Source organism: Mycobacterium lacus (assembly GCF_010731535.1).
GTDB classification, from domain to species: Bacteria; Actinomycetota; Actinomycetes; order Mycobacteriales; family Mycobacteriaceae; genus Mycobacterium; species Mycobacterium lacus.
In genome coordinates, this window is the sequence record NZ_AP022581.1 from 2,222,159 (window position 1) to 2,245,882 (window position 23,724).

Annotated in this window: 23 protein-coding genes and 1 pseudogene; 7 read left to right on the plus strand and 17 right to left on the minus strand. The window is 68.8% G+C overall.

Annotated features, from left to right (window positions below):
- Nucleotides 1-4: 4 nt before the first annotated feature.
- Nucleotides 5-982: a 5'-3' exonuclease gene (locus G6N24_RS10115; protein ID WP_372514464.1), complete on the plus strand. Its 978-nt coding sequence runs from the start codon at nt 5-7 to the stop codon at nt 980-982.
- Nucleotides 983-988: 6 nt separating this feature from the next.
- On the opposite strand, the gene G6N24_RS10120 is transcribed toward G6N24_RS10115, so the two are convergent.
- From G6N24_RS10120 to dop, 15 genes are all read right to left on the minus strand, one after another.
- Nucleotides 989-1,735 carry a DUF4333 domain-containing protein gene (locus G6N24_RS10120; protein ID WP_085159038.1) on the minus strand — a complete coding sequence of 249 codons (747 nt, stop codon included), beginning with the start codon at nt 1,733-1,735 and terminating at the stop codon, nt 989-991.
- 50 nt (nt 1,736-1,785) lie between these two features.
- Nucleotides 1,786-4,491, minus strand: coding sequence for a DEAD/DEAH box helicase (locus G6N24_RS10125; protein WP_085159039.1), 2,706 nt, complete (start codon nt 4,489-4,491; stop codon nt 1,786-1,788).
- Nucleotides 4,492-4,498: 7 nt separating this feature from the next.
- Complete coding sequence (tatC, locus tag G6N24_RS10130; protein ID WP_085159041.1) at nt 4,499-5,395, minus strand: twin-arginine translocase subunit TatC; 897 nt, start codon at nt 5,393-5,395, stop codon at nt 4,499-4,501.
- 20 nt (nt 5,396-5,415) lie between these two features.
- Entirely contained in the window at nt 5,416-5,670 is a 255-nt protein-coding gene (gene tatA / locus G6N24_RS10135; protein ID WP_085159043.1) for a Sec-independent protein translocase subunit TatA, read from the minus strand.
- A 29-nt stretch (nt 5,671-5,699) separates the two neighbouring features.
- Entirely contained in the window at nt 5,700-6,671 is a 972-nt protein-coding gene (locus G6N24_RS10140; RefSeq protein ID WP_085159045.1) for a helix-turn-helix transcriptional regulator, read from the minus strand.
- A 49-nt stretch (nt 6,672-6,720) separates the two neighbouring features.
- Nucleotides 6,721-7,707 carry a helix-turn-helix transcriptional regulator gene (locus G6N24_RS10145; protein ID WP_085159047.1) on the minus strand — a complete coding sequence of 329 codons (987 nt, stop codon included), beginning with the start codon at nt 7,705-7,707 and terminating at the stop codon, nt 6,721-6,723.
- Nucleotides 7,708-7,714: 7 nt separating this feature from the next.
- Nucleotides 7,715-9,073, minus strand: coding sequence for a Pup--protein ligase (pafA, locus tag G6N24_RS10150; RefSeq protein ID WP_139822307.1), 1,359 nt, complete (start codon nt 9,071-9,073; stop codon nt 7,715-7,717).
- Nucleotides 9,074-9,122: 49 nt separating this feature from the next.
- The gene (locus G6N24_RS10155; RefSeq protein ID WP_163745483.1) at nt 9,123-10,634 is read right to left on the minus strand and encodes a PE family protein; all 1,512 of its coding nucleotides are present in this window, start codon (nt 10,632-10,634) and stop codon (nt 9,123-9,125) included.
- 165 nt (nt 10,635-10,799) lie between these two features.
- Complete coding sequence (locus G6N24_RS10160) at nt 10,800-11,309, minus strand: nitroreductase family deazaflavin-dependent oxidoreductase (RefSeq protein ID WP_085161623.1); 510 nt, start codon at nt 11,307-11,309, stop codon at nt 10,800-10,802.
- Nucleotides 11,310-11,427: 118 nt separating this feature from the next.
- Nucleotides 11,428-11,862: a type II toxin-antitoxin system VapC family toxin gene (locus G6N24_RS10165; RefSeq protein WP_085161622.1), complete on the minus strand. Its 435-nt coding sequence runs from the start codon at nt 11,860-11,862 to the stop codon at nt 11,428-11,430.
- A 6-nt stretch (nt 11,863-11,868) separates the two neighbouring features.
- Entirely contained in the window at nt 11,869-12,123 is a 255-nt protein-coding gene (locus G6N24_RS10170) for an antitoxin (RefSeq protein WP_085161621.1), read from the minus strand.
- 260 nt (nt 12,124-12,383) lie between these two features.
- Entirely contained in the window at nt 12,384-13,175 is a 792-nt protein-coding gene (prcA, locus tag G6N24_RS10175; protein WP_085161620.1) for a proteasome subunit alpha, read from the minus strand.
- Complete coding sequence (prcB, locus tag G6N24_RS10180; RefSeq protein WP_085161619.1) at nt 13,172-14,044, minus strand: proteasome subunit beta; 873 nt, start codon at nt 14,042-14,044, stop codon at nt 13,172-13,174. The genes prcA and prcB overlap by 4 nt, the downstream gene beginning before the upstream one ends.
- Entirely contained in the window at nt 14,041-14,235 is a 195-nt protein-coding gene (locus G6N24_RS10185; protein WP_085161617.1) for a ubiquitin-like protein Pup, read from the minus strand. The genes prcB and G6N24_RS10185 overlap by 4 nt, the downstream gene beginning before the upstream one ends.
- 103 nt (nt 14,236-14,338) lie before the next feature.
- Complete coding sequence (dop, locus tag G6N24_RS10190; RefSeq protein WP_163745484.1) at nt 14,339-15,847, minus strand: pup deamidase/depupylase; 1,509 nt, start codon at nt 15,845-15,847, stop codon at nt 14,339-14,341.
- 110 nt (nt 15,848-15,957) lie between these two features.
- Here dop and G6N24_RS10195 point away from each other — a divergent pair, with 110 nt between their 5' ends.
- The 3 genes from G6N24_RS10195 to G6N24_RS10205 are packed head-to-tail and all read left to right on the plus strand — an operon-like array spanning nt 15,958 to nt 18,037.
- Nucleotides 15,958-16,164 (plus strand): hypothetical protein, encoded by a 207-nt coding sequence (locus tag G6N24_RS10195; RefSeq protein ID WP_085161613.1) that lies wholly within the window; start codon nt 15,958-15,960, stop codon nt 16,162-16,164.
- A 37-nt stretch (nt 16,165-16,201) separates the two neighbouring features.
- The gene (locus G6N24_RS10200; RefSeq protein WP_085161611.1) at nt 16,202-17,395 is read left to right on the plus strand and encodes a hypothetical protein; all 1,194 of its coding nucleotides are present in this window, start codon (nt 16,202-16,204) and stop codon (nt 17,393-17,395) included.
- 9 nt (nt 17,396-17,404) lie between these two features.
- Nucleotides 17,405-18,037 (plus strand): hypothetical protein, encoded by a 633-nt coding sequence (locus G6N24_RS10205; protein ID WP_085161609.1) that lies wholly within the window; start codon nt 17,405-17,407, stop codon nt 18,035-18,037.
- Between the two features lie 4 nt (nt 18,038-18,041).
- Here G6N24_RS10205 and arc read toward each other — a convergent pair whose 3' ends face one another.
- Nucleotides 18,042-19,871 (minus strand): proteasome ATPase, encoded by a 1,830-nt coding sequence (gene arc, locus G6N24_RS10210; protein WP_085161607.1) that lies wholly within the window; start codon nt 19,869-19,871, stop codon nt 18,042-18,044.
- A 273-nt stretch (nt 19,872-20,144) separates the two neighbouring features.
- Between arc and G6N24_RS10215 the strand changes: the two genes are divergently transcribed.
- The 3 genes and pseudogenes from G6N24_RS10215 (at nt 20,145) to G6N24_RS23885 (ending at nt 22,835) form a co-directional block, all read left to right on the plus strand.
- Nucleotides 20,145-20,729, plus strand: a complete 585-nt coding sequence (locus tag G6N24_RS10215) for a hypothetical protein (protein WP_085161604.1) — start codon at nt 20,145-20,147, stop codon at nt 20,727-20,729.
- Between the two features lie 8 nt (nt 20,730-20,737).
- Nucleotides 20,738-21,031 carry a DUF503 domain-containing protein gene (locus G6N24_RS10220; RefSeq protein WP_085161602.1) on the plus strand — a complete coding sequence of 98 codons (294 nt, stop codon included), beginning with the start codon at nt 20,738-20,740 and terminating at the stop codon, nt 21,029-21,031.
- Between the two features lie 74 nt (nt 21,032-21,105).
- Nucleotides 21,106-22,835: pseudogene (locus tag G6N24_RS23885) on the plus strand (PE family protein).
- A 32-nt stretch (nt 22,836-22,867) separates the two neighbouring features.
- Here the strand turns inward: G6N24_RS23885 and trmI are convergent.
- On the minus strand, nt 22,868-23,710 hold the full coding sequence (gene trmI, locus G6N24_RS10230; RefSeq protein WP_085161448.1) for a tRNA (adenine(58)-N(1))-methyltransferase TrmI: 843 nt from the start codon (nt 23,708-23,710) through the stop codon (nt 22,868-22,870).
- Between the last annotated feature and the right edge of the window lie 14 nt (nt 23,711-23,724).

Below are 23,724 nucleotides of genomic sequence, written 5' to 3' on the forward strand. Positions count from 1 at the left end.
CCGCATGCCCGCTCCGCCAAGCTCGATGAGTGGCGCCCCACTAGTGTTGCTCGACGGCGCCAGCATGTGGTTTCGCTCGTACTTCGGGGTGCCGTCGTCGATCACGTCTCCGGACGGCCGGCCCGTCAACGCCGTTCGCGGATTCATCGACTCGATGGCGGTGGTGATCACCCAACAAAAGCCCAGCCGGCTGGCGGTGTGCCTGGACCTGGATTGGCGCCCGCAATTCCGGGTGGATCGGGTCCCGTCGTACAAGGCGCATCGGGTCGCCGAGACGGGACCGAATGGCCAGCCCGACATCGAGGAAGTGCCCGACGAGCTGACGCCCCAGGTCGACATGATCATGGGCCTGCTGGACGCGTTCGGGATCCCGACGGCGGGCGCGCCGGGTTTCGAGGCCGACGATGTGCTGGGCACGCTGGCCGCGCGCGAGCGCCGCGACCCGGTGATCGTCGTCAGCGGCGACCGCGACCTGCTGCAGGTCGTCGCCGACGATCCCGTGCCCGTTCGGGTCCTCTACCTGGGTCGCGGACTGTCCAAAGCCACCCTGTTCGGGCCCGCCGACGTCGCCGAGCACTACGGAGTGCCGGTGGACCGGGCCGGCCCCGCCTATGCCGAACTTGCGTTGTTGCGCGGCGACCCGTCCGACGGCCTGCCCGGTGTGCCCGGCGTCGGCGAGAAGACGGCGGCCACCCTGCTGGCCCAACACGGCTCGCTGGATCGGATCCTGGCCGCCGCCCGTGACCCCAAGTCGACGATGGCCAAGGGTCTGCGGTCGAAACTACTGGCCGCGCTTGCCTACATCGAGGCCGCGGGCCCAGTGGTGCGGGTAGCGACCGACGCGCCGGTCACCCTGTCGACGGCCACCGACCGGTTGCCGCTGGTCGCCGCCGACCCGGCGCGCACCGCCGAGCTGGCGGCCGCATTCGGTGTCGGATCATCGATCACCCGCCTACAGAAGTCGCTCGACGCGCTGCCGTAATAACCCCTATTGCGGCCGGCCGACCTCGTAGGTGCCCTTGTTGTCCTGGAACGTCACCGTTACGTGCTTGGAGGCGCCGTCGATGCTAACGGTGCATTCGAACGTGGCGCCCTTCTTGACGGTGGGGTCGGCGCCGCCGTTGCACTTGACGTCTTTGACGTTCTTGGCGCCGTAGCCGTTGGTCTCGTCGGTGAGGATCTGCTGCACGCCGGCCTGCGCCTTGTTGACGTCCAGCTTGGTGGTCACGAAAAACCCTGGCTGCCAAAAACCCACGACCAGCACGCCGATGATGAGGAGCAGGACGATCCCGCCGATCACGCCGCCGATCACAGCCAGTGAGCGCTTCGAGCCCTTGGCCGCTTGGTCGTAGGGCGCGTACTGACCGTACTGGCCGGGCTGACCGTACTGGCCGGGCTGGCCGTACTGCGCAGGTTGGCCGTATTGGCCAGGCTGCTGCGGGTACTGGCCGTATTGTGCGGATTGCCCGAACTGCGGTGGCGGCCCGAACTGGGTGGCCTGCGAACCGAAGTCCTGCCCGTAGCCGGGCGGCGGCGACGGGTATTGCTGCGGATACGCCGGCTCGGCCGGCTGTTGGTAGGGCGGCGGGTATGCCGGGGCCTGCCACGTGCCCTCCTGGGTCGGCTGCTGCTGCCATGGCGATCCCGCCGCCATGGTCGGCTCCGAGGAATGATCGCCACCCTGGCCGGGCGGTTGCCACGATTGGTTCGGGTCCGATCCCTGTGGTCCGCTCATCGTTTCTCCTCAGTCCCCTTTTGATGCTGTAACCCTAGCCCTGGCCCAGCCTACCCGGCGTCAACTGCGACGACGCCGCGCCGAACATCGTTGATCGCGCGCTTTGCGGTGGCCCGCAGCTCGGGCTCGCGGGCCGCGTTGCGAACCTGGTCGAGCAGGTCGAGCACCTGACGGCACCAGCGCACGAAATCGCCCGCCGACAACGGTGACCCGTTATCGGCGGCCGCCAACGCCGCGGCCAGGTCTCCGGTGCGGGCCCAGCGGTAGATGACGGTGACAAAGCCGTCGTCGGGTTCACGACTCTGCGCGATCCGGTGCGCCTGCTCGTCGGCGCGCAACGCCGTGGACAGCCGCGCCGTCTGGTGCAGCGCGTGCCGCAGGCGAGGCGTGGGCGCCGCGGCCCCGTAGGGGCCACCCGGCCCGTCGCCGCCGCGCGACTCGTAGAGCACCGCCGAGACCACCGCCGCCAACTCCGCCGGCTTCAAACCCGCCCATGCGCCGGTGCGCAGGCACTCGGCGACCAACAGGTCGCTTTCGCTGTAGATGCGGGCCAATAGCCGGCCGTCGTCGGTGACCCGGGGATCGCTGGCCGGGCCCTCGATGAATCCGCGCTCGGTGAGCAGCCCGACGATGCGGTCGAACGTCCGGGCCAACGAGTTGGTGGCGGCCGCCACCTTGCGCTCCAGCTGCGCGTTGTCCCGCTCGATTCGCAGGTACCGCTCGGCCTGGCGGATCTGGTCCTCGACACCGGGGGCGTCATGCGCGGGATGCCGGCGCAATTGCGCCCGCAACGACGCCAGCTCCTGGTCGCCAGACCCGCCCGCGCGCTCCCGGGTGCGACGGGCGGCCGGAACCGCCAGCCCGGCGGCCGCCGACCGGAGCGCCGAGGCCAGGTCGCGCCGGACGCGCGGCTGGCGGTGTTCGACCCGCTTGGGCAACGTCATCGACCCGACCGGCTCCTGCGCGCCCGAATAGTCGGCCGACGAAATCCGCCCCGCCCATCGGTGTTCGGTCAGCACCAAGGGCCGCGGGTCCGAGCTGTCGCGGGCGGACTCGAGGACCACCGCCAGCCCGCCGCGGCGGCCGTGGGTGATCGTGATGATGTCGCCGCGGCGCAGCGCGGCCAGCGCGTCGCTGGCGGCCTGGCGTCGCTGCAGCCGAGACGCGCGGGCCTGCGCGCGCTCCAATTCCGACAGCTGCGCGCGCAGCCGGGTGTACGCGATGATCGGCGCATCCGGGCCGCCCAGCTCGGCGGCGATCTCGTCGAGCATCGCTTTGCCGCGTTCGATACTGCGGACCAGACCGACGACGGATCCGTCGGCCTGATACTGGGCGAACGACTGCTCGAGCAGCCGGTGCGCCTGCTCGGGACCCAGCTGGTGGACCAGGTTGATCGTCATGTTGTACGACGGGGCAAACGAGCTGCGCAGCGGGAAGGTACGGGTGGAGGCCAATCCGGCCACCTCGGTGGGGTCGATGTCGGGATGCCAGATCACCACCGCGTGGCCCTCGACATCGATACCGCGCCGGCCGGCGCGGCCGGTCAGCTGCGTGTACTCCCCCGGCGTCAACGGCAGGTGCTGCTCCCCGTTGAACTTCACCAACCGCTCGAGGACCACGGTGCGGGCGGGCATGTTGATGCCGAGCGCCAAGGTTTCGGTGGCGAACACCGCCTTGACCATGCCGGCGGCGAACAGCTCCTCCACCGTGTGGCGGAACGCCGGCAGCATCCCGGCGTGGTGGGCCGCCAGCCCACGCATCAGCCCCTCGCGCCACTCGTAGTAGCCGCACACCGCCAGGTCGGTGTCCGCGAGGTCGCCGCAGTGGTGCTCGATCACCTCCGCGATCTGCGCGCGCTCCTGCTCGGTGGTCAGCCGCAGCGGCGACCGCAGGCATTGCTGGACGGCGGCGTCACAGCCGGCCCGGGAGAACACGAACGTGATCGCCGGCAGCAGCGCCTCGCGGTCCAGCGTCGCGATCACATCCGGCCGTGACGGTGGCCGGTAGAAGCGCGGGCGACCCGGCCGGCCACGGCGCGGCTGCCAGTCCGACATCCGGTCGGCCTCGCGGCGATGCGCGATATGACGCAACAGGTCGGGGTTGACGTGATGGTCGTCGCGGTCGTAGTCGAACAGGTCGAACAGGCGCTTGCCCACCATGACGTGTTGCCACAGCGGCACCGGCCGGTGCTCGTCGACCACCACGGTGGTGTCGCCGCGCACGGTCTGGATCCAGCCGCCGAACTCCTCGGCGTTGCTCACCGTCGCCGACAGGCTGACCACGCGGACCTCGTCGGGCAGGTGCAGGATGACCTCCTCCCACACCGGACCCCGCATGCGGTCTGCGAGGAAATGCACCTCGTCCATCACCACATAGGAAAGTCCTTGTAGCGCAGGCGAATCGGCATAAAGCATGTTGCGCAGGACTTCGGTGGTCATCACCACCACGGGCGCATCGCCGTTGACCGACAGGTCACCGGTCAGCAGCCCGATCCGGTCGCGGCCGTAGCGTGCCGTCAGGTCCGTGTGTTTCTGGTTGCTCAGGGCCTTGAGCGGCGTTGTGTAGAAGCATTTTCCGCCGGCCGCCAGCGCCAGGTGCACGGCGAACTCGCCGACCACCGTCTTGCCGGCGCCGGTCGGTGCGCAGACCAGCGCGCCGTGGCCGCGTTCGAGGGCGGCGCAGGCCCGCTGCTGGAAATCGTCGAGCGAGAACGGCAGCTCGGCGGTGAACCGGGCCAGCTCGGCCAGGTCGCTCACGCCGGACTCATGTCACGTCGATCGGCGACGGCGGTTCGATGACAGACGCTTCATCATCGGGGATCATGGCCTCGCGCTTGGCGATTCGCTTGTCGTGCAGCCGCGCGACCTGAATGGCCAACTCGAGCAGCACGGTTAGCGCCACCCCGAGCGCGGTCATGGAAAACGGGTCGGATCCGGGCGTGAATACCGCCGCGAACACGAACATCGCGAAGATCAAGCCGCGCCGCCAGGACTTCAGCCGCTGATAGGTCAGCAGGCCCGCCATGTTGAGCATGACAATCAACAGGGGAAACTCGAAGCTGACCCCGAAGACCACCAGCAGATTGACTAGGAAGCCGAAATACCGGTCGCCGGACAGCGCGGTCACCTGCACGTCACTGCCCACGGTCAGCAAGAAGCCCAGCGCCTTGGACAGCACCAGATACGCCAGCACGGCACCGGCCACGAACAGCACGGCCGCCGGAATCACGAACGCCACCGCGAATCGGCGCTCCTTCTTGTAGAGCCCCGGCGTGATGAACGCCCACAGCTCGTAGAACCACACCGGACAGGCGAGCACGATCCCGGCCGCCATCCCGACCTTGAGCCGCAACATGAATTGGTCGAACGGCGCGGTGGCCAGCAGCCGGCATTGCCCGTCGGCGCTGATGTCCGCGCGCGCCGACTGCGGCAAGGAGCAATACGGATGGCGCAGCCACTCACCCAGGCTCTCCAGCCCGAAGATCGCATGCGAGTACCACACGAACCCGAAAATCGTGGTGATCAGGATCGCGCCCAGGGAGATCAACAGCCGGGTGCGCAACTCGGTCAGGTGATCGACGAGAGACATGGTCGCGTCGGGATTGACACGACTGCGTCTGTTGCGGGGGTTAAGCCGTTTGAGTAGGGCGGCGGCGCGCACTGAAGCGACAGCGATGCCGGCTAGGCCGGCCGTGCCTCGGTGTGACCCTGCTCGGTAGCCGCGGGGGGGTCGACCCGCTGGGATTGCACCGGCGTGGGGGTTTCGAGGGCAGACGGTTGCGGTTTGCTCTCGTTCTGCATTTCACGGACCTCGGACTTGAAGATTCGCAGCGACTTGCCCAACGAACGCGCCGCATCGGGGAGCTTCTTGGCACCGAACAACACGATCACCACGACGGCGAGGATCGCCCAATGCCACGGACTAAGACTGCCCACTTTGATTACCTCCAGACGTCCACCCGATGTTACCGCAGCGGAGCCGCCTGGTAGGCGTCCAGAGCCGTCGCCGCGGCGGCGCGTACCCGCTGCACGAGCGACTCCGGCGCCAGCACCTGCACAGCCGACCCGAAGCCCAGCAGCAGCCGCGTCATCCAATCGTCGGAGGCGTAGGTCATGGCCACCTCGAAGGAGCCGTCGGCCAGCCCGCGCACCTCCCGCATCGGGTAGTACTCGAACATCCACGACGCCGACGGTGCCACCCGCAGCGTCGCCGACGGCAGCGATGGGTCGCCGTCGAACAGCGACGTGTCCGGCGGCGCCTGCAGAGCCGGCTGCGGCGGCGCGGCCGGCTCGTCCAGCTCGGCGGCGTCGTCAATGCGGTCGAAACGGAACAGCCGTACCCCTTCGGCCTCGCGTGACCAGGCCTCCAAATAACTGTGGCCGCCGATCAACAGCACCCGGATGGGGTCGACGATCCGAGTGGTGAGCGTGTCATGCGACGCGGAGTAGTAGTCGATGGTCAGCGCGCGCTTGTCCCGCACGGCGGCGCGCACCGCCGCCGCCGCCCGGCTCTCGGCGGGTGCGTGCTCGCTCAGGACGGCGGCCGCCACCTTGTCGTGGCCGACGGCGCCGGCGGCCGCCGCGATCTTGGCGATCGCGCTGCGCGCCGCCCGCGGATCGACCACGCCCGGAATGTCCGCGAGCGCCCGCAGCGCCACCAACACGCCGGTGGCCTCGGGCGAGGTGAGCTTCAGCGGCCGGTCGATGCCGGCCGAGAACGTCACCTCGATGGTGTCGCCGGAGAACTCGAAGTCGATGAGATCACCGGGGTAGTAGCCGGGCAGGCCGCACATCCACAGCTGGTTGAGGTCCTTCTCCAGCTGCTCGGTGGACACCCCGAGATCGGCGGCCGCCGCCGCGCGGGTGATCCGCGGGTTGGCCTGGAAGTACGGCACCATGTTGAGCAGCCGCACCAGGCGGGTGGACACGGGTGTCATCTGCGCCGCTCCTCAGCATCGCTGCGCTCTGCATCGTCGCCGGCGCGCGTCATGCCTGACCCGCCTGTGCGCGCAACCGGGCCAGCACATCCTCGCGCAGCGACTGCGGCGCCAGCACGATCGCGTCGGCTCCATATCCGGTGACCTCCCGCGCCAGCCGGTCGCTGGACCCGATGTCGAGCTCGATCACTTCGCCGTCGCGGCCCGCCAGTCGCCGGGGGCCGACGGACCTGCCGGCGCGACGCAGGGCGGTGGCCCGCCCCTCGGCAACCCACACCGTGGCCCGCGCGCCGGTCGGCGCCTCGCCGACCGCCTGGGCCACTATCGCGCGCAGGTCCACGCCGTCGGGCACGGCGACCGCCCCGGGCGGGCCGACGGGCGTGACGTCGGCGCCGATCCGCGACAACCGGAAGGTGCGGGTCGCGTCGCGGTCGCGGTCGTGGCCGACGAGATACCAGCGACCCCTCTCGGTGACGACGCCCCACGGTTCGACGGTTCGGGTGATATACGGCTCGGCGCGCGACGACCGATGCGGGAACCGCACGGCCTGCCGAGAATCGATGGCCGACAACAGGATTCCGAGAACGTCCTCGGAACCGCGTAAGCCCGGCACGCCCGCCGCCGACGCGATCGCCACGGGGGCGTCAGGATCGACGTCCACCCCGGCGGCCCGCAGCTTGAGCAGCGCGCCCTGGGTGGCGGTGATCAATTCCGGCGATTCCCAGAGCTGGGTGGCAACGGCGACCGCGGCCGCCTCGTCCGGGGTTAGCTCGACGGGGGGCAGCGCGTAGGCGTCGCGGTTGATCCGGTAGCCCTCGGTGGGGTCGAGATTGGATACCCTGCCGACCTCGAGCGGGATGCCGAGGTCACGCAGCTCGTTCTTGTCGCGCTCGAACATCCTGGAGAACGCCTCGGGGCTGGGACTGTTCGTATAACCCGCCACGCTGGACCTGATTTTTTCGGCGGTGATGTAGCCGCGGGTGGACAACAGGGCGATGACGAGGTTTACCAGCCGTTCGACTTTCGCGGTCGCCATACTCTCGTTACATGCTCGCGATCAGCCGTTTGACCCGTTCGTCGACCGCCCGGAACGGGTCCTTGCACAGCACCGTGCGCTGCGCCTGGTCGTTGAGCTTGAGATGTACCCAGTCGACGGTGAAGTCACGGCCCGCGGCCTGCGCGGCGCTGATGAACTCACCACGCAGCCTGGCGCGCGTGGTCTGCGGCGGACGGTCGACCGCATCGGCGATTTCCTCGTCGGTGGTGACGCGCGCCGCCAGCCCCTTGCGCTGCAGCAGATCGAAGACACCTCGCCCGCGCTTGATGTCGTGATAGGCCAGGTCGAGCTGGGCGATCTTCGAGTCCGACAGCTCCATGTCGTAGCGGTCCTGGTAACGCTGGAATAGCTTGCGCTTGATCACCCAGTCGATTTCGGTGTCCACCTTGGCGAAATCCTGGCTCTCGACGGCGTCGAGCTGACGGCCCCACAGGTCGACCACCTGCTCGATCTGCGCGTTGGGCTCCCGGGTCTGCAGGTGCTCGACCGCGCGTGTGTAGTACTCGCGCTGGATGTCCAGCGCGCTGGCCTGACGCCCGCCGGCCAGCCGCACGGGCCGGCGGCCGGTGATGTCGTGGCTGACCTCTCGGATGGCGCGAATGGGGTTGTCCAGCGAGAAGTCACGGAACGCCACGCCGGCTTCGATCATCTCCAGCACCAGCGCCGCGGTGCCCACCTTGAGCATGGTGGTGGTCTCGGACATGTTCGAGTCGCCGACGATGACGTGCAGCCGCCGGTACTTCTCGGCGTCGGCGTGCGGTTCGTCGCGGGTGTTGATGATCGGCCGGCTGCGAGTGGTGGCCGACGAGACCCCCTCCCAGATGTGCTCGGCACGTTGGCTCAAGCAGAAGGTGGCCGCCTTGGGGGTCTGCAGCACCTTGCCGGCCCCGCAGATCAGCTGGCGGGTGACCAGGAAGGGCAGCAACACGTCGGAAATCCGGGAGAACTCGCCGGCCCGCACGATCAGGTAGTTCTCGTGGCAGCCGTAGGAGTTGCCCGCCGAGTCGGTGTTGTTCTTGAACAGGTAGATGTCACCGCCGATGCCCTCGTCGGCGAGCCGCTGCTCGGCGTCGACGAGCAGGTCCTCGAGCACCCATTCGCCGGCACGGTCATGGGTAACCAGCTGCACCAGGCTGTCGCATTCGGCGGTGGCGTACTCGGGGTGGCTGCCCACGTCGAGGTAGAGGCGGGCCCCGTTGCGCAAGAAAACATTCGAGCTGCGGCCCCAGGACACCACCCGCCGGAACAGGTAGCGGGCCACCTCGTCCGGGGACAGCCGGCGGTGGCCGTGGAACGTGCAGGTGACACCGAACTCGGTCTCGATGCCCATGATTCGCCGCTGCACATTTCGAGAGTACTGGTTGTCTGGCCACGACGGTGCGCGGCCGCGCCCATCAACCGGCTGGACCGGACGCGCCGGGGACGCCGAACAGTAGCCCGCGATTGCCGCCGCTCCCCCCGGGCCCGCCGGCCCCAGGAGGAGAGCCGGTTCCGCCGCCCGCGCCGGCCCCACCGGGCCCACCGTTACCGATCAGGTAGGCGGTGCCGCCGTGCCCGCCGGCACCGCCCGGCCCGCCGGAGCCGGTGGTCCCGGGCCCACCCTGGCCGGCGGCCCCACCGGCGCCACCGCTGCCGAACACAAGGCCGCCATTGCCGCCGTTGCCTCCGGGGTTGCCGGCGCCGCCGTTGCCACCGCTGCTGGCCGAGCCGGGCGCGCCGATTCCGCCGTTGCCGCCGTCGCCGCCGTTGCCGATGAGCCGCGCGCTGCCGCCGGCGCCAGCGTTGGTGGTACCGACGAACGGCAGCCCTCCATTGCCGCCGTCGCCGCCGTCGCCGCCGTCGCCGTACAGCCAACCGCCGGCCCCGCCATCGCCGCCGCGGCTACCCACCTGGAACAGGCGAGGGCCGACGCCGGGCTCACCGCCGTCACCGCCGTCGCCGCCGACACCGATCAGCCCGGCGTCGCCGCCCCGGCCACCGCTGCCGCCCAAGCCGGCGAAGCCGTCAGACGAGGTGCCGGTGCCCGCGTCCCCACCCTCGCCCCCGGAGCCGGCCGCGCCCCCATTGCCGTACAGCAGCCCGCCGGTGCCGCCGAACTGGCCGAAGCCGCCGCTGCCGCCGCTGCCGCCGGCCGCGAAGCCGCTCGCGCCGAGCCCACCATCACCGCCGTCCCCGGCGGCCCCGCCGTTGCCGAACAACCCGGCCGCGCCCCCCAGGCCGCCATCGCCGCCCCCGCCGCCGGCACCCAGGTTGCCCACACCGTCGCCGCCGTTACCACCGACCCCGCCCGCCCCGCCGTTGCCGTACAGCAGCCCGCCGTGACCGCCGTTACCGCCGTTACCGCCGGGACCGCCGTCACCCCCGGTGACCAGACCGGGTACGCCGGGTGCGCCAGTGCCGCCCCTACCGCCGTTGCCGACCAATCCCGCTGCCCCGCCCGCGCCACCGGCGACCCCGGGATTCGTGCTGTTCCCACCGTCGCCGCCGTTGCCCCACAAGATCCCCCCGGGCCCGCCGGGCTGCCCCACCGGACCATCGGCCCCGTCGGCGCCATCGCCGATCAGCGGGCGCCCCAACAGCGCCTGAGTGGGCGCGTTCACGGCGTTCAGCAGATTCTGCTGGGCGCTGGCGGCCTCGGTGCTCGCATACGAAGCCCCGCCGGTGCTCAAGAGCTGCACAAATCGCTCATGGAAGGCCGCCGCCTGGGCGCTGACCGCCTGATAGCCCTGGGCGTGAATGCCGAACAACGCCGCGATGCCCGCCGACACCTCATCGCCGCCAGGCGCCAACACCCCCACCGTCGGGAACGCCGCCACCGCGTTCGCGGCACTTATCGTGGAACCGATGGCCACCAGATCCGTGGCCGCCGCCACCAAGGCCTCCGGGCTCGCAATCACAAACGACACTGCGTACCTCCCACCACCTCGAAATGACTCGGCTCTCGCCGGGAACCATCGATGTGTGTGGTAGCAGGATCGTATCGCGATCCCGGCGCCCGATCTCGGTATTCAGCACACCAGTTCGCCGCCGTGACGCGTGGGCCGAACCACGCCTGCGCGCCTCGGCCACAACTACGACCCGAGCTCGCGCTTGAGGATGAAGGCCTCGATCTGCCGGTCGCCGGCCCACGCTCGCTCCTTGGCGAGACCGGGATAGAGCTCGACGCCTTTCGCCCATATATCCGCGCGCTCGCGGGGTGTGGCGAGCCGGGCGACGGCATCCCAGTTATCGCCCTCGATCGTCACCTGTGCTGCCGGGTTGGCCTTGAGGTTGTGATACCAGCCAGGGTGTCTAAGCGAGCCATAGTTAGCCGCGACGACGGCGACGCCGTCGGGATGTGGGATGCCCAAGAGGGCTACTGTGCGGGGCTTCCCCGACTTGGCGCCGGTGGTGGTAAGGATGACCGTCGGCAGACCGGCCGCGATCCCCGCGAAGCTATGCCTGCCCCCGGTGAGCTTACTGACAACTTGATCAAGGCGGTGTGCGGTCGGCCGGAAGATCACGCGGCCCGCCTTGGTGCCGGCAACAGCGCGCATCGCTCGATGAAACACATTTGCGTCGTCGAAGGACCGGGCCGGCATAGCAGCATTCTCCCGAAGTCGAGCCCGTCGAGAGTGGGATTCTACTTTCCCGTCAACGTTTGCCGAGGCCGCCGGTGGCCGAGCTTGTGCAACCCGCGCATGACGCCCTGACAAACCATCACAGCAGCGCCGACGGACGATCCCAGCGCATGCCGTCGAATCGGCCAAAATCGCTGTCGTAAGACACGATGCTGGCGCGATGCTCGACGGCAAGCGCCGCCAAGTGGGCGTCGTTCACGAGGTTGCCGCCGGTTCCCACCTGCGCCAGCATTCTCGCCATGAGGTCGGCGTGGCGTGCGGTCGGATTCACCAGCACCGCGCTCGGCGCGGTGAGCCAATCCGCGACCTGACCGATGGCGTCCTCCGGAGACATCGGGCGGGGGAACAAACCATGCTTGGTCACGAGCCGAACGAATGCCAGCAATGGGACCCACGCGAACCCGACGCGGTCGGCGCCCGATAGCGCGCCGTCGAGCCAGCGTAAGGACGACGTGTGGTGTTCGCTGGACGTGTTGACCGCATACAGCAGCACATTCGCGTCGACGATCTTCATGGACAGCTATGACCCGCGCCGCTGACGACGCACAAGTTCCTCGTCCTCGAGCTCGGCGGCGAGTTGCAACGCCCGGTCGAGATTGACCCCGGGCACGCCCAGGTCGGTGGCGCGGGTCACAAACCGCCCCGGTTCGGGTCGCCGGGAAGCACCGTCGCGAATCGCGTCGTTGAGCGCCTTCTTGAAGGACACCTGCCGCTCGGCCATCCGGCGCCGCACCAACTGCTCGACGTCGTCGTCCAACGTCACCGTGGTGCGCATTTTGACAGCATAACATCAAAATCTTTGACAGCATGCAGTCAATTTCACCCACGGGCCGAGCTGGCCAGCCCCGAATACAGGCCGCAAACCAAAGCCGGTCTGGTCCGCAAGTTCGTCGGGCGTCGGCTGATACCATCCCAGCGCCGAGATCGACGTTCTGCGGGCCTGCTCTTGATCTTTCTCTGCGAAGCGTCGACCTCGGCGCGTTTAGGTGATGCGCAGAACTTACGAACCAGACCTAAGCCTGGCTTAGGTCAGACCTAATCCGGCGACTCGCCGTCGGATTTGGAGTCCTTGGCACCCTTGGAGTCCTTAGATGCCTTCGATCCCTTGGCGTCTTTGCGATCCAGTTCCCGCAGCAGTTTTTCCAGCGCGGCGCCGGTGATGCGACGAAACGCGCGCCGTGGCCGGTTGGCGTCGAGGATCGCCACCTCCAGGCTGGCCACGCCGAGCGCGGGCTGATCGCCGCCGTTGGCGCTGCCCGCCCGCAGCGCCCGTACCGCTACCCGCAAGGCGTCGGTCAGGTCGGCGTTCTCGGTGTAGGACTCCTTGAGCGCGTTGGCGATCGGCTCCGTGGTGCCGCCCATCACCACGAAATGCGGTTCGTCGGCGATCGACCCGTCGTAGGTGATCCGATAGAGCTCGGGCGGTTTCGTCTCGCCGTAATGCGCGACCTCGGCGACGCACAATTCCACCTCGTACGGCTTGGCCTGCTCGGTGAAGATGGTGCCCAGCGTCTGCGCGTAGACGTTGGCCAGCTGCCGTCCGGTGACGTCACGACGGTCGTAGGCGTAGCCGCGGGTATCGGCGAACTGGATCCCGCCGCGGCGCAGATTGTCGAACTCGTTGAACTTGCCGGCGGCCGCGAAGCCGACGCGATCGTAGAGCTCGCTGATCTTCTGCAGTGACCGCGACGGGTTCTCGGCCACAAACAGCACACCGCCGGCGTAGGCCAGCGCCACCACGCTTTTGGCCCGTGCGATGCCCTTGCGCGCGAGCTCGCTGCGCTCGCGCATCGCCTGCTCAGGCGAGATGAAATAAGGGAAGCTCACCTCTCACCGCCATCGAGGCCGAAAGTGTCAGCGCGCGAACGGCTTTCGATGACCTCCCGGGCGAGTTCGGCGATGCGGCTCTCCGGCACGTCGACCGCGCCGTCGACGTCGATGGTGACCGCGGTGGGGTAGATGCCGCGGACCAAATCCGGTCCGCCGGTGGCGGAATCGTCGTCGGCGGCGTCGTAGAGTGCCTCCACTGCCACCCGCAACGCCGAATCGGCGTCGCTGACCTGGGAGTACAACTTCTTCATCGACGACTTGGCGAAGATCGACCCCGAGCCCACCGACTGGTAGCCCTCCTCCTCGATGTTCCAGCCGCCGGCGGCGTCGAACGAGACGATGCGCCCCGCGGCCTCCGGGTCGGATGCGTGGATGTCGTAGCCGGCCAGCAGCGGCAGCGCCACCAGCCCCTGCATCGCGGCCGCCAGGTTGCCCCGCACCATGATCGCGAGCCGGTTGATCTTGCCGGCGAACGTGAGTGGAACGCCCTCGAGCTTCTCGTAGTGTTCGAGCTCGACCGCATAAAGGCGGGCGAACTCGACGGCGACCGCCGCGGTGCCGGCGATGCCGGTCGCGGTGTAGTCGTCGGTGATGTACACCTTTTTCACATCGCGCCCGGCGATCATATTGCCCTGCGTCGAGCGCCGGTCGCCGGCGATGACGACGCCGCCGGGGTATTTCAGCGCGACAATGGTGGTGCCGTGCGGCAATTGGGCATCGCCGGCCGGCAGGCCGCCGCTGATGCTTGCCGGTAGCAACTCCGGTGCCTGGCGGCGCAGGAAGTCAGCAAAGGACGACAGGTCTACGGCGGGGGCTCCGGAAAGTGGCGAGTTAGTGGACAGGCGGTCGGGGAACGGCCAGGTCACTGTCCGCCCTTTTGGACGTACGCGCGGACGAAGTCCTCGGCGTTCTCCTCGAGGACGTCGTCAATCTCGTCGAGCAGGTCGTCGGTCTCCTCGGCCAGCTTCTCGCGACGCTCCTGGCCCGCGGCGGTGCTGCCGGCGAAGTCCTCATCGTCTCCGCCGCCGCCACCACGTTTGGTCTGCTCCTGAGCCATCGCCGCCTCCTGCTTCGTCTGGGCTTGTGTAATGGCCGCGTCACACGCCCGCTTGGTCCCTCTACCCTACCGGTCAACGCCGACGTTTCCCGTCTAACGACTTTCAGCTGGTCAGTTGTTCCACCAGTTCCGCCGCGCTGTGCACCGAGTCCAATAGCGCCCCGACGTGTGCCTTACTGCCGCGCAGCGGCTCCAGCGTCGGGATGCGAACCAACGAGTCGCCACCCAGGTCGAAGATCACCGAGTCCCAGCTGGCGGCGGCGATCTCGGCTCCGAAGCGGCGCAGGCATTCCCCGCGGAAGTACGCGCGGGTGTCGGTGGGCGGGTTGTTCACCGCATTGAGCACCTGATGTTCGGTGACCAGGCGCTTCATCGAGCCGCGCGCGACCAGCCGGTTGTACAGGCCCTTGTCCAGCCGGACGTCGGAGTACTGCAGGTCGACGAGGTGCAGCCGGGGAGCCGACCAGCTGAGGTTCTCCCGCCGGCGGAAACCTTCCAGCAATCGCAGCTTGGCCGGCCAGTCCAGCAGCTCAGCACAGTCCATCGGGTCGCGCTCGAGCTGGTCGAGCACGTGCGCCCAGGTCGCGACGATGTCGGCCGCGCGCGGGTCCGGGTCGCGGCCGTCGACCAGCTTGGCCACCCGGTCGAGGTAGATCCGTTGCAGCGCAAGGCCGGTCAGTTCGCGACCGTCGACCAGAGCCACCGTCGCGCGCAGCGTCGGATCGCGGCTGATCGTATGGACCGCGTGCACCGGCCGCGCCAGCGCCAGGTCCATGAGGTCTATCCCGTGGGCCGGGCCTTCTTCGATCAGGTCCAGCACCAGCGCCGTGGTACCCAGCTTCAGGTAGGTCGACGTCTCGGCGAGGTTGGCATCACCGATGATGACGTGTAGCCGTCGGTACCTGTCGGCGTCGGCGTGCGGTTCGTCGCGGGTGTTGATGATGCCGCGTTTCAGCGTGGTCTCGAGTCCGACCTCGACCTCGATGTAGTCGGAGCGCTGCGAGAGCTGAAACCCGGGCTCGTCACCAGAGGGCCCAATGCCGACCCGGCCGGAACCGGTCACCACCTGCCGGGACACCAGGAACGGGGTGAGACCCGCGATGATGGCAGAGAACGGCGTCTGCCGCGACATCAGGTAGTTCTCGTGCGACCCGTAGGAGGCGCCTTTGCCGTCGACGTTGTTCTTGTACAGCTGCAGCTTCGCGGCTCCGGGCACGCTGGCGACGTGCCGGGCGGCCGCCTCCATCACCCGCTCCCCTGCCTTGTCCCAGATCACCGCGTCAAGCGGGTCGGTGCACTCGGGCGCGGAGTATTCCGGGTGCGCGTGGTCGACGTAGAGCCGCGCCCCGTTGGTCAGGATCATGTTGGCTGCGCCGACCTCGTCGGCGTCGACCACCGGCGGTGGGCCGGCCGAGCGGCTCAGGTCGAAGCCCCGGGCGTCCCGCAGCGGGGATTCCACCTCGTAGTCCCAGCGGGTGCGTTTGGCGCGCTGAAGACCGGCGGCGGCGGCGTACGCCAGAACCGCCTGCGTCGAGGTGAGGATCGGGTTGGCGGTCGGGTCCGACGGCGACGAAATGCCGTATTCGACCTCCGTCCCGATAATCCGTTGCATGCCTTGAAGCTTAGGCGCGGCGACGATGCGGCCCGCGCAGCGGGCCGAGGTGGGGGTACCTCCCAGCCGCGCAGCGGCGAGGGGGCGAGGCGGGATTGGTACGGTCGCATTTGCGATCTATCACCTACCCGTGCCGTGGGCGAGCGGCCGAGATCACGGGGTCACTGGTCAACAAGCCGTTCAACGTACCCAACCGAAGGCCCGGCCAGACCGTCGCCGTCGCCGAATCCGCTGTCTTTGACCACATCAACAAACGCACCGACGGCACGGCCGCCGGAAATGACACCGAGAAACTCATCAGCAGCGGGCTGAACTAGTAGCACGGGCGGGGATGGCCGGCGCTAGGGTGCACCAGTGAGCGTCTCTCTGCGCCGCCCATTGGCGCGGCGAGCATCGGCGACTGCCGAGGCTGAAAGCTGGTTCTTAAAGCGGGGTCTGCCGTCGGTGCTGACGATGCGGGGTCAGTGTCGCCGGCTCTGGTCGCGCCCGGCTCCCGTGCTGGCAGCGTGGGCGACCGTCGAGGGCTGCCTGCTCGCGATCTTTGTGATCACCGCGGGCCGCGAGATCGAGATCCTCGGAACTCCGACAACCGTCGAATGGGTGATCCTGGGGATACTCGCCATTGCCCTTCCGCTGGCCGTTATCGTCGGCTGGCTGGTATCGCGGATACCAGGCAGACAGACGCGGGCGACGATCGCGACGATCGGGGTGGCGTTCGCGGCCGTATCAGCAGTCATCGAAGCCGGCCCGATCCAATTGCTACGAGTTGGCGCGATCTTGGCCCTGGTGCTGATGCTGACTGGCTGCGGTGTCGGGTCGGTGCTTGGGTGGGCGGTACGCATGACGCTGTCGCACCTCGCGACGGTCGGCACGCTGGCGATTCGCGCCCTTCCCATTGTGCTGCTGACCGCATTGGTGTTCTTCAACACGTACGTCTGGCTCATGGCAGCGAACATCAGCGGGCAGCGGCTCTGGCTGGCAATGATCTTTCTGGTCGTGATCGCGGCGGCATTCGTCGTATCCAAGACCCTGGAGCGGGTCAGGCCGCTGCTGCGGTCGACCGCGGTGCCGCCGGAAGGCAGCGAAAGCCTGGCCGATACGCCCTTCGCGACGATGCCCGACCCCTCGCCCGGCTCCCCGCTCAAACGGACCGAACGCATCAACGTGGTATTCCTGCTTGCTGCCTCGCAACTCGTCGAGATCCTGGTGGTGGCATCCGTTGGCGCCACGATCTACCTGGTTCTCGGGCTGATTATTCTCACGCCACCACTGCTCAGGGAATGGACACACACCGAGGTCACCACCGCGACGGTGTTCGGCATGACGTTTCCGGCGCCGGTATCGCTGATCAATATGTGCCTTTTCCTCGGCGCGTTGACGTTCATGTACATCAGCGCCCGCGCGGTCGACGACGCCGAGTACCGCGCCCAGTTCCTCGACCCCCTGATCGACGATCTGCACACCGCCCTTATCGCGCGCAACCGCTACCGAGGGAACATCCTGGCCGCGCCGGGCGGCGATGTTGACGTCGCTGCCGGCAATGATTAGCTTCACCTGATGTCCAGCGACCAGGTCCGTGAACCGGTGACCGACATATCCGGTAAGCGTTACGGGGAAGTTCTTCTCGTGACGCCCGGAGAGGCCGGTCCACAGGCAACCGTCTACAACAGCTTCCCGCTCAACGATTGTCCGGCCGAGCTGTGGTCCGCGCTCGATCCGCAAGCCCTCGCCACCGAACACGGTGCGGCCGCGGCCCTGCTCAACGGTCCGCGCTACTGGCTGATGAATGCGATCGAAAAGGCTCCCCAGGGCCCGCCGGTGACCAAGACGTTCGGCGGGATCGAGATGCTCCAGCAGGCCACGGTCTTGTTGTCGTCGATGAGCCCGGCGCCTTACACCGTCAACCAGGTCAGCCGCAACACGGTCTTCGTCTTCAACGCCGGAGAAGAGGTCTACGAACTCCAGGACCCCAAGGGACAGCGCTGGGTGATGCAGACCTGGAGCCAGGTGGTGGACCCCGACCTGTCCCGAGCCGACCTACCCAAGCTGGGTGAACGGCTCGACCTGCCGGCAGGGTGGTCCTACCATCCGCGCGTGCTCACCGGCGAGTTGCGGATCGACACCACCACACGCGCGGCCCGCGTCCTCCAAGACGACCTCACCAACAGCTATTCGCTGGTGACCGGCTGACGACCTACAGGTACTGCCCCAGGTTCGATTCGGTATCGATAGCCCGGCTGGCACTCGAACTCTTGCCGGTGACCAGGGTGCGGATGTAGACGATCCGCTCACCCTTCTTGCCCGAAATCCGGGCCCAGTCATCGGGATTGGTGGTGTTGGGCAGGTCCTCGTTCTCGGCGAACTCGTCGACGATCGAGTCGAGCAAATGCTGAATGCGCAGACCCGGCTGACCGGTCTCCAACACCGACTTGATGGCGTTCTTCTTCGCCCGGTCGACCACGTTCTGGATCATCGCCCCGGAGTTGAAGTCCTTGAAGTACATGACCTCCTTGTCGCCGTTGGCGTAGGTGACCTCCAGGAACCGGTTGTCGTCGATCTCGGCATACATCCGGTCGACGACCTTTTCGATCATCGCCTTGATGCAGGCCCCGCGGTCGCCGTCGAACTCGGCAAGGTCATCGGCGTGCACCGGCAGCGACTCGGTCAGGTACTTCGAGTAGATGTCCATTGCCGCTTCGGCATCCGGGCGCTCGATCTTGATCTTCACGTCGAGGCGCCCGGGCCGCAGGATGGCGGGATCGATCATGTCCTCGCGGTTGGAGGCGCCGATCACGATGACGTTCTCGAGTCCCTCCACGCCGTCGATCTCGGACAGCAGCTGCGGGACCACGGTGGTCTCGACGTCGGAGGAGACCCCGGTCCCGCGGGTGCGGAAGATCGAGTCCATCTCGTCGAAGAACACGATCACCGGCGTGCCCTCCGACGCCTTCTCGCGCGCGCGCTGGAAGATCAGCCGGATGTGGCGCTCGGTCTCGCCGACGAACTTGTTCAGCAGCTCGGGGCCTTTGATGTTGAGGAAGTACGATTTCGCCTCGCGAGAGTCGTCGCCACGGACCTCGGCCATCTTCTTGGCCAACGAGTTGGCCACCGCCTTGGCGATCAACGTCTTGCCGCAGCCGGGCGGGCCGTAGAGCAACACACCCTTGGGCGGGCGCAGCGCGTACTCCCGGTACAGCTCCTTGTGCAGGAACGGCAGCTCGACGGCGTCGCGGATCTGCTCGATCTGGCGGGTCAGACCACCGATGTCCTGGTAGCTGACGTCGGGCACCTCTTCGAGCACCAGGTCTTCGACCTCCGCCTTGGGGATGCGCTCGAAGGCATAGCCGGCTTTGGTGTCGACCAGTAGCGAGTCGCCGGGCCGCAGCTTGCGGGGCTTGGTGTCGTCGTTGAGGGCATCGGGGATCCCGTCCGGCAGGTCCTCGGCGATCAGGGGTTCGGCCAGCCAGACAATGCGTTCCTCGTCGGCGTGGCCGACGACCAACGCCCGGTGCCCATCGGCCAGCACCTCACGCAACGTGGATATCTCGCCGACCGATTCGAACGTGCCGGCCTCCACGACGGTCAGGGCTTCGTTGAGCCGGACCGTCTGACCCTTTTTGAGGGATTTGGTGTCGATGTTGGGCGAGCACGTCAGGCGCATCTTGCGACCCGACGTGAACACGTCGACCGTGTCGTCGTCGTGCGCCGACAGCAGAACGCCGTAGCCGCTGGGCGGCTGACCGAGCCGGTCGACTTCCTCGCGCAGCGCCAGCAGTTGTTGACGGGCCTCTTTAAGAGTTTCCATTAATTTGGAATTGCGGGCCGCCAGCGAGTCGATTCGGGCTTCGAGTTGATGCACATCGCGGGCGGAGCGCGCCGGGCCGTGCGGCCCGGCCGCATTCTCCAGCTGTTCGCGCAGGACCGCGGCCTCACGGCGCAGCTGTTCCAATTCGGCCGCATCGTCGCTGGACAAGGGCATATCGCGGTGGGTACCGAATGCTTCAGAACGGTCTGACTCACCCATGTTGCCCTCCTCTCCCGCACCAGACTGGTGAGTGGATACATCAACGCTACCGGCGATTGGCGCTTCATGTGTGGAGTCAAAAGTCCACGAAAAGTCGCGTCGCGGTTCCCACTGGTAATCTCTGCGTCGGTTCAGACCGAGCGAAAGGATTGCCGTGACGTTAAAAGCCCTCGCCATTGGCGTCGCGGCCGTCGCCGTCGCCGGTGCGGCGGCCCTCGGTGTGACTTCTGTGGCATCCGTCAGAATGTGCGCATAACCCGAGCGCGCGCCCGGATGCTCCGACACGATTCCGTAGCCTTGGGCGTCGCCCTCGTGGTGGCGGCGCTCGGGTCGGCCGGGTGCGCGCATGGCGCGTCCACTAGTTCGCCGACGCCCGCCGAAGTAGCCAACCCGAGCACTTCGGGTGCGGTTGCGGCTATGCCGTCCGCCCCCCTGCCGGCACCCGAAGCCCTGACCGCCGTGCTGACGCGTCTCGCCGACCCGGCCGTGCCGGGCACCGACAAGGTCAACCTGATCGAAGGCGCGACACCCGAAAGCGCCGCCAAGCTGGACAAGTTCGGCAACGCGTTGCGCGACGGCGGCTATCTGCCGATGACCTTCACCGCGACCAACCTTGCCTGGTCGGACCAGAACCCGTCCGATGTGCTGGCCACGATCAGCGTCAACACCGCCCGACCGAACCGCGCCGTGTTCACGTTCCCGATGGAGTTCACGCCCCACCAAGGGGGCTGGCAGTTGTCCCGGGAGACCGCGGAAATGCTGCTGGCCCTGAGCAATTCGCAGGGTGCAACGCCCACGGCGCCGTCCGCGCCAGCCGAGGCTCCAAATCCGGCCCCGACTCCGACTCCCTCCGGCTGATCCGCGGTATGTGGATTGGCTGGCTCGAATTCGATGTGTTGCTGGGCGACGTGCGGTCGCTCAAGCAGAAGCGGTCGGTGATCCGGCCGGTCGTCGCGGAGCTGCAGCGCAAGTTCTCGGTGTCGGCCGCCGAGACCGGCTCGCACGAGCTGTACCGCCGGGCGGGCGTCGGAGTGTCCGTGGTGTCGGGCGACCGCAGCCACGTCGTCGACGTCCTCGACGCCGCCGAGCGCCTGGTTGCCGCACACCCGGAGTTCGAGCTGCTGTCGGTGCGCCGGGGTCTGCACCGCAGCGACGACTAGGAGTAGGTCGTGCCAAAGCCGAGACTTCCAGGCTGGGACCGCCATACGCTTGATTCGGCCAAGGGAGGTATTCCATGTCGTTTGTCATCCTGACACCGGAGACGATGGCCGGGACGGCCGCACAGTTGCAGGGCATCGGCTCGGCGCTGGGCACGGCAAACGCGGCGGCGGCCGCCCGGATCACCACGGTGGTGGGCGCTGGCGCTGATGAGGTGTCGGCGGCGGTGGCGGCGCTGTTTTCGTCATACGCCCAGGCCTATCACGGCGTAAGCGTCGAGGCGGCACTGTTTCATGACCGCTTTGTGCAGGCGCTGACCGCCGGTGCGGGCTCGTATGCGGCCGCCGAGGCCGCTGCCGCTACCCCGCTGCAGGACCTGTTGGGCGTAATCAACGCCCCGACCCAGCTGCTCTTGGGGCGCCCGTTGATTGGTGATGGCGCCAACGGCGCGCCGGGCACCGGCCAGGCCGGCGGGGCCGGCGGCCTGTTGTACGGCAATGGCGGGGCCGGCGGATCGGGTGGGATCGGCCAGGCCGGCGGGGCGGGCGGCGACGCCGGCTTGATCGGCGTTGGCGGCGCCGGCGGGGCCGGCGGGGCAGGTACGCCCGGCGGGGGCAACGGCGCGCCAGGTGGACACGGCGGCAGCGGTGGGTGGCTGTACGGGGCCGGCGGCGCCGGAGGTATTGGAGGTGCCGGCGAGAGCGGCGGCGGGGCCGGCGTGCCCGGCGGGGCCGGTGGCCTCGGTGGGGCCGGCGGCAGCGCCGGGCTGATGGGCCCGGCGGGCCCGGCGGCGCCGGCGGCAAAGGGGGGATGGGCGGTACTGGCGCGGACGGTGGGGACGGTGGAGCTGGCGGCGCTGGCGGCGCTGGTGGGCTGCTGTACGGCGGCGGCGGCGCCGGCGGGCGCGGCGGCGACGGCAACTTTCCTACGGGCGCCACTGGAGCCGGTGGGACCGGTGGGGCCGGCGGGGCCGGTGGGCACGCCGGACTGATCGGCGACGGTGGCTTTGGCGGTGGTGGCGGCCACGGCAACTTCGCTCCGTACATCGGCGGGGCCGGCGGGGCCGGTGGGGCCGGTGGTGACGGCGGACTGCTCTACGGCAACGGCGGGGCGGGCGGCACCGGTGGCATGGGTGACGTTGGCTTGAATCCCGGTGGGTCCGGTGGCTCTGGTGGGGCCGGCGGGGCCGGCGGTGATGCGGGGCTGCTGATCGGTAGCGGCGGGGCCGGCGGCCACGGCGGCGACGGCGGAAGCAGTAACTACCGGGGCGGGGGCGGCGGGCGCGGCGGGACCGGTGGTCGCGGCGCGCTGCTCGGCGACGGTGGGGCCGGCGGAACCGGCGGCGATGGTGGCGGCGGTGGGCCCGGTGGCGGTGGCGACGGCGGGCACGGTGGGGCCGGTGGCAGCGGGCTGTTGATCGGCACCGGCGGCCACGGCGGCGCCGGCGGTAGCGGCGGGGATGGCCCCTTTGTCACGCGCGGGCCTGGCGGCACGGGGGGCAACGGTGGGGCCGGCGGCGGTGGCGGGCTGCTGTACGGCGACGGTGGGGCAGGCGGCACCGGGGGTACCGGCGGCACCGGCGGGGACTCCTTCGTGGGCATGCCCGGCGGCAACGGTGGGGCAGGCGGCGCCGGCGGCAACGCCCGGCTGATCGGTGGAGGTGGTGACGGAGGCGACGGCGGCGGCGGGGGAACCAGTATCACGCCTGGCGCCGGCGGAATCGGCGGGGTTGCTGGCGTCGGCGGGTTCGGTGGGCGGCTCATCGGCATCCCTGGCGCCCCGGGCACAGCCGGCCCGCACGGGTGACACGATTTGGAGGACGGCGCGATTCGGCGTTCTCAGCCGTCGCGCCCCTCGCGCTTGCGACCCAGCGGCGCCGGGGCGACCGCGCCCGGCGCCAACCGTCGCGTCGTCACCAGGAACGCGGTGTGCCCGCGCATCGAATGCTGCGGCCGGACGGCCAGGCCCACGACGTTCCAGCCCCGCTGCAGCGTTTCCCACGCCCGCGGCTCGGTCCAGCACTGCTGGGCGCGCAATGCCTCCACCGCCCTGGACAGCTGGGTGACGGTGGCCACGTAGATCACCAGCACACCGCCGGCGACCACCAGTCGCGACACCGCGTCCAGCACGTCCCACGGCGCGAGCATGTCCAGCACCGCCCGGTCGACGGAACCGTCGGACAGTTCGGAGTCCGCGACGTCGCTGATGATCAGCTGCCAGTTCTGCGGTGCCCCGCCATAGAAATCCGTCACGTTGCGACGGGCGTGCTCGGCGTGATCGGCCCGCTGCTCGTAGGAGATCACCCGCCCTTGCGGCCCGACCGCCCGCAGCAGCGACAACGTCAGCGCCCCGGAGCCCGCCCCGGCCTCCAGCACACGGGCGCCGGGAAAGATGTCGCCCTCATGCACGATCTGGGCGGCGTCCTTGGGGTAGATGACCTGAGGCCCGCGCGGCATCGACATGACGTAGTCGACCAGCAGCGGGCGCAGCACCAGGAAAAGGGCGCCATTGCTGGACTTCACCACGCTGCCCTGCTCCAGACCGATCACCGCGTCATGGGCGATCGAGCCGCGATGGGTGTGGAACTCGCTGCCTTCAGTGAGCACCATCGTGTAGTGGCGGCCCTTGGCGTCGGTCAGCTGGACGCGTTCGCCAACGGTGAACGGGCCGGGTGCTGACACGCCGTCTAGCGTGC

Excerpts from the sequence above, each read along its gene's own strand:
- G6N24_RS10115 (WP_372514464.1), top strand. The coding sequence starts at position 5 with ATGCCCGCTCCGCCAAGCTCGATGAGTGGCGCCCCACTAGTGTTGCTC.
- G6N24_RS10120 (WP_085159038.1), bottom strand. The coding sequence starts at position 1,735 with ATGAGCGGACCACAGGGATCGGACCCGAACCAATCGTGGCAACCGCCC.
- G6N24_RS10140 (WP_085159045.1), bottom strand. The coding sequence starts at position 6,671 with ATGACACCCGTGTCCACCCGCCTGGTGCGGCTGCTCAACATGGTGCCG.
- G6N24_RS10145 (WP_085159047.1), bottom strand. The coding sequence starts at position 7,707 with ATGGCGACCGCGAAAGTCGAACGGCTGGTAAACCTCGTCATCGCCCTG.
- G6N24_RS10160 (WP_085161623.1), bottom strand. The coding sequence starts at position 11,309 with ATGCCGGCCCGGTCCTTCGACGACGCAAATGTGTTTCATCGAGCGATG.
- G6N24_RS10165 (WP_085161622.1), bottom strand. The coding sequence starts at position 11,862 with ATGAAGATCGTCGACGCGAATGTGCTGCTGTATGCGGTCAACACGTCC.
- G6N24_RS10170 (WP_085161621.1), bottom strand. The coding sequence starts at position 12,123 with ATGCGCACCACGGTGACGTTGGACGACGACGTCGAGCAGTTGGTGCGG.
- G6N24_RS10185 (WP_085161617.1), bottom strand. The coding sequence starts at position 14,235 with ATGGCTCAGGAGCAGACCAAACGTGGTGGCGGCGGCGGAGACGATGAG.
- dop (WP_163745484.1), bottom strand. The coding sequence starts at position 15,847 with ATGCAACGGATTATCGGGACGGAGGTCGAATACGGCATTTCGTCGCCG.
- G6N24_RS10205 (WP_085161609.1), top strand. The coding sequence starts at position 17,405 with ATGTCCAGCGACCAGGTCCGTGAACCGGTGACCGACATATCCGGTAAG.
- arc (WP_085161607.1), bottom strand. The coding sequence starts at position 19,871 with ATGGGTGAGTCAGACCGTTCTGAAGCATTCGGTACCCACCGCGATATG.
- G6N24_RS10215 (WP_085161604.1), top strand. The coding sequence starts at position 20,145 with ATGCTCCGACACGATTCCGTAGCCTTGGGCGTCGCCCTCGTGGTGGCG.
- G6N24_RS10220 (WP_085161602.1), top strand. The coding sequence starts at position 20,738 with ATGTGGATTGGCTGGCTCGAATTCGATGTGTTGCTGGGCGACGTGCGG.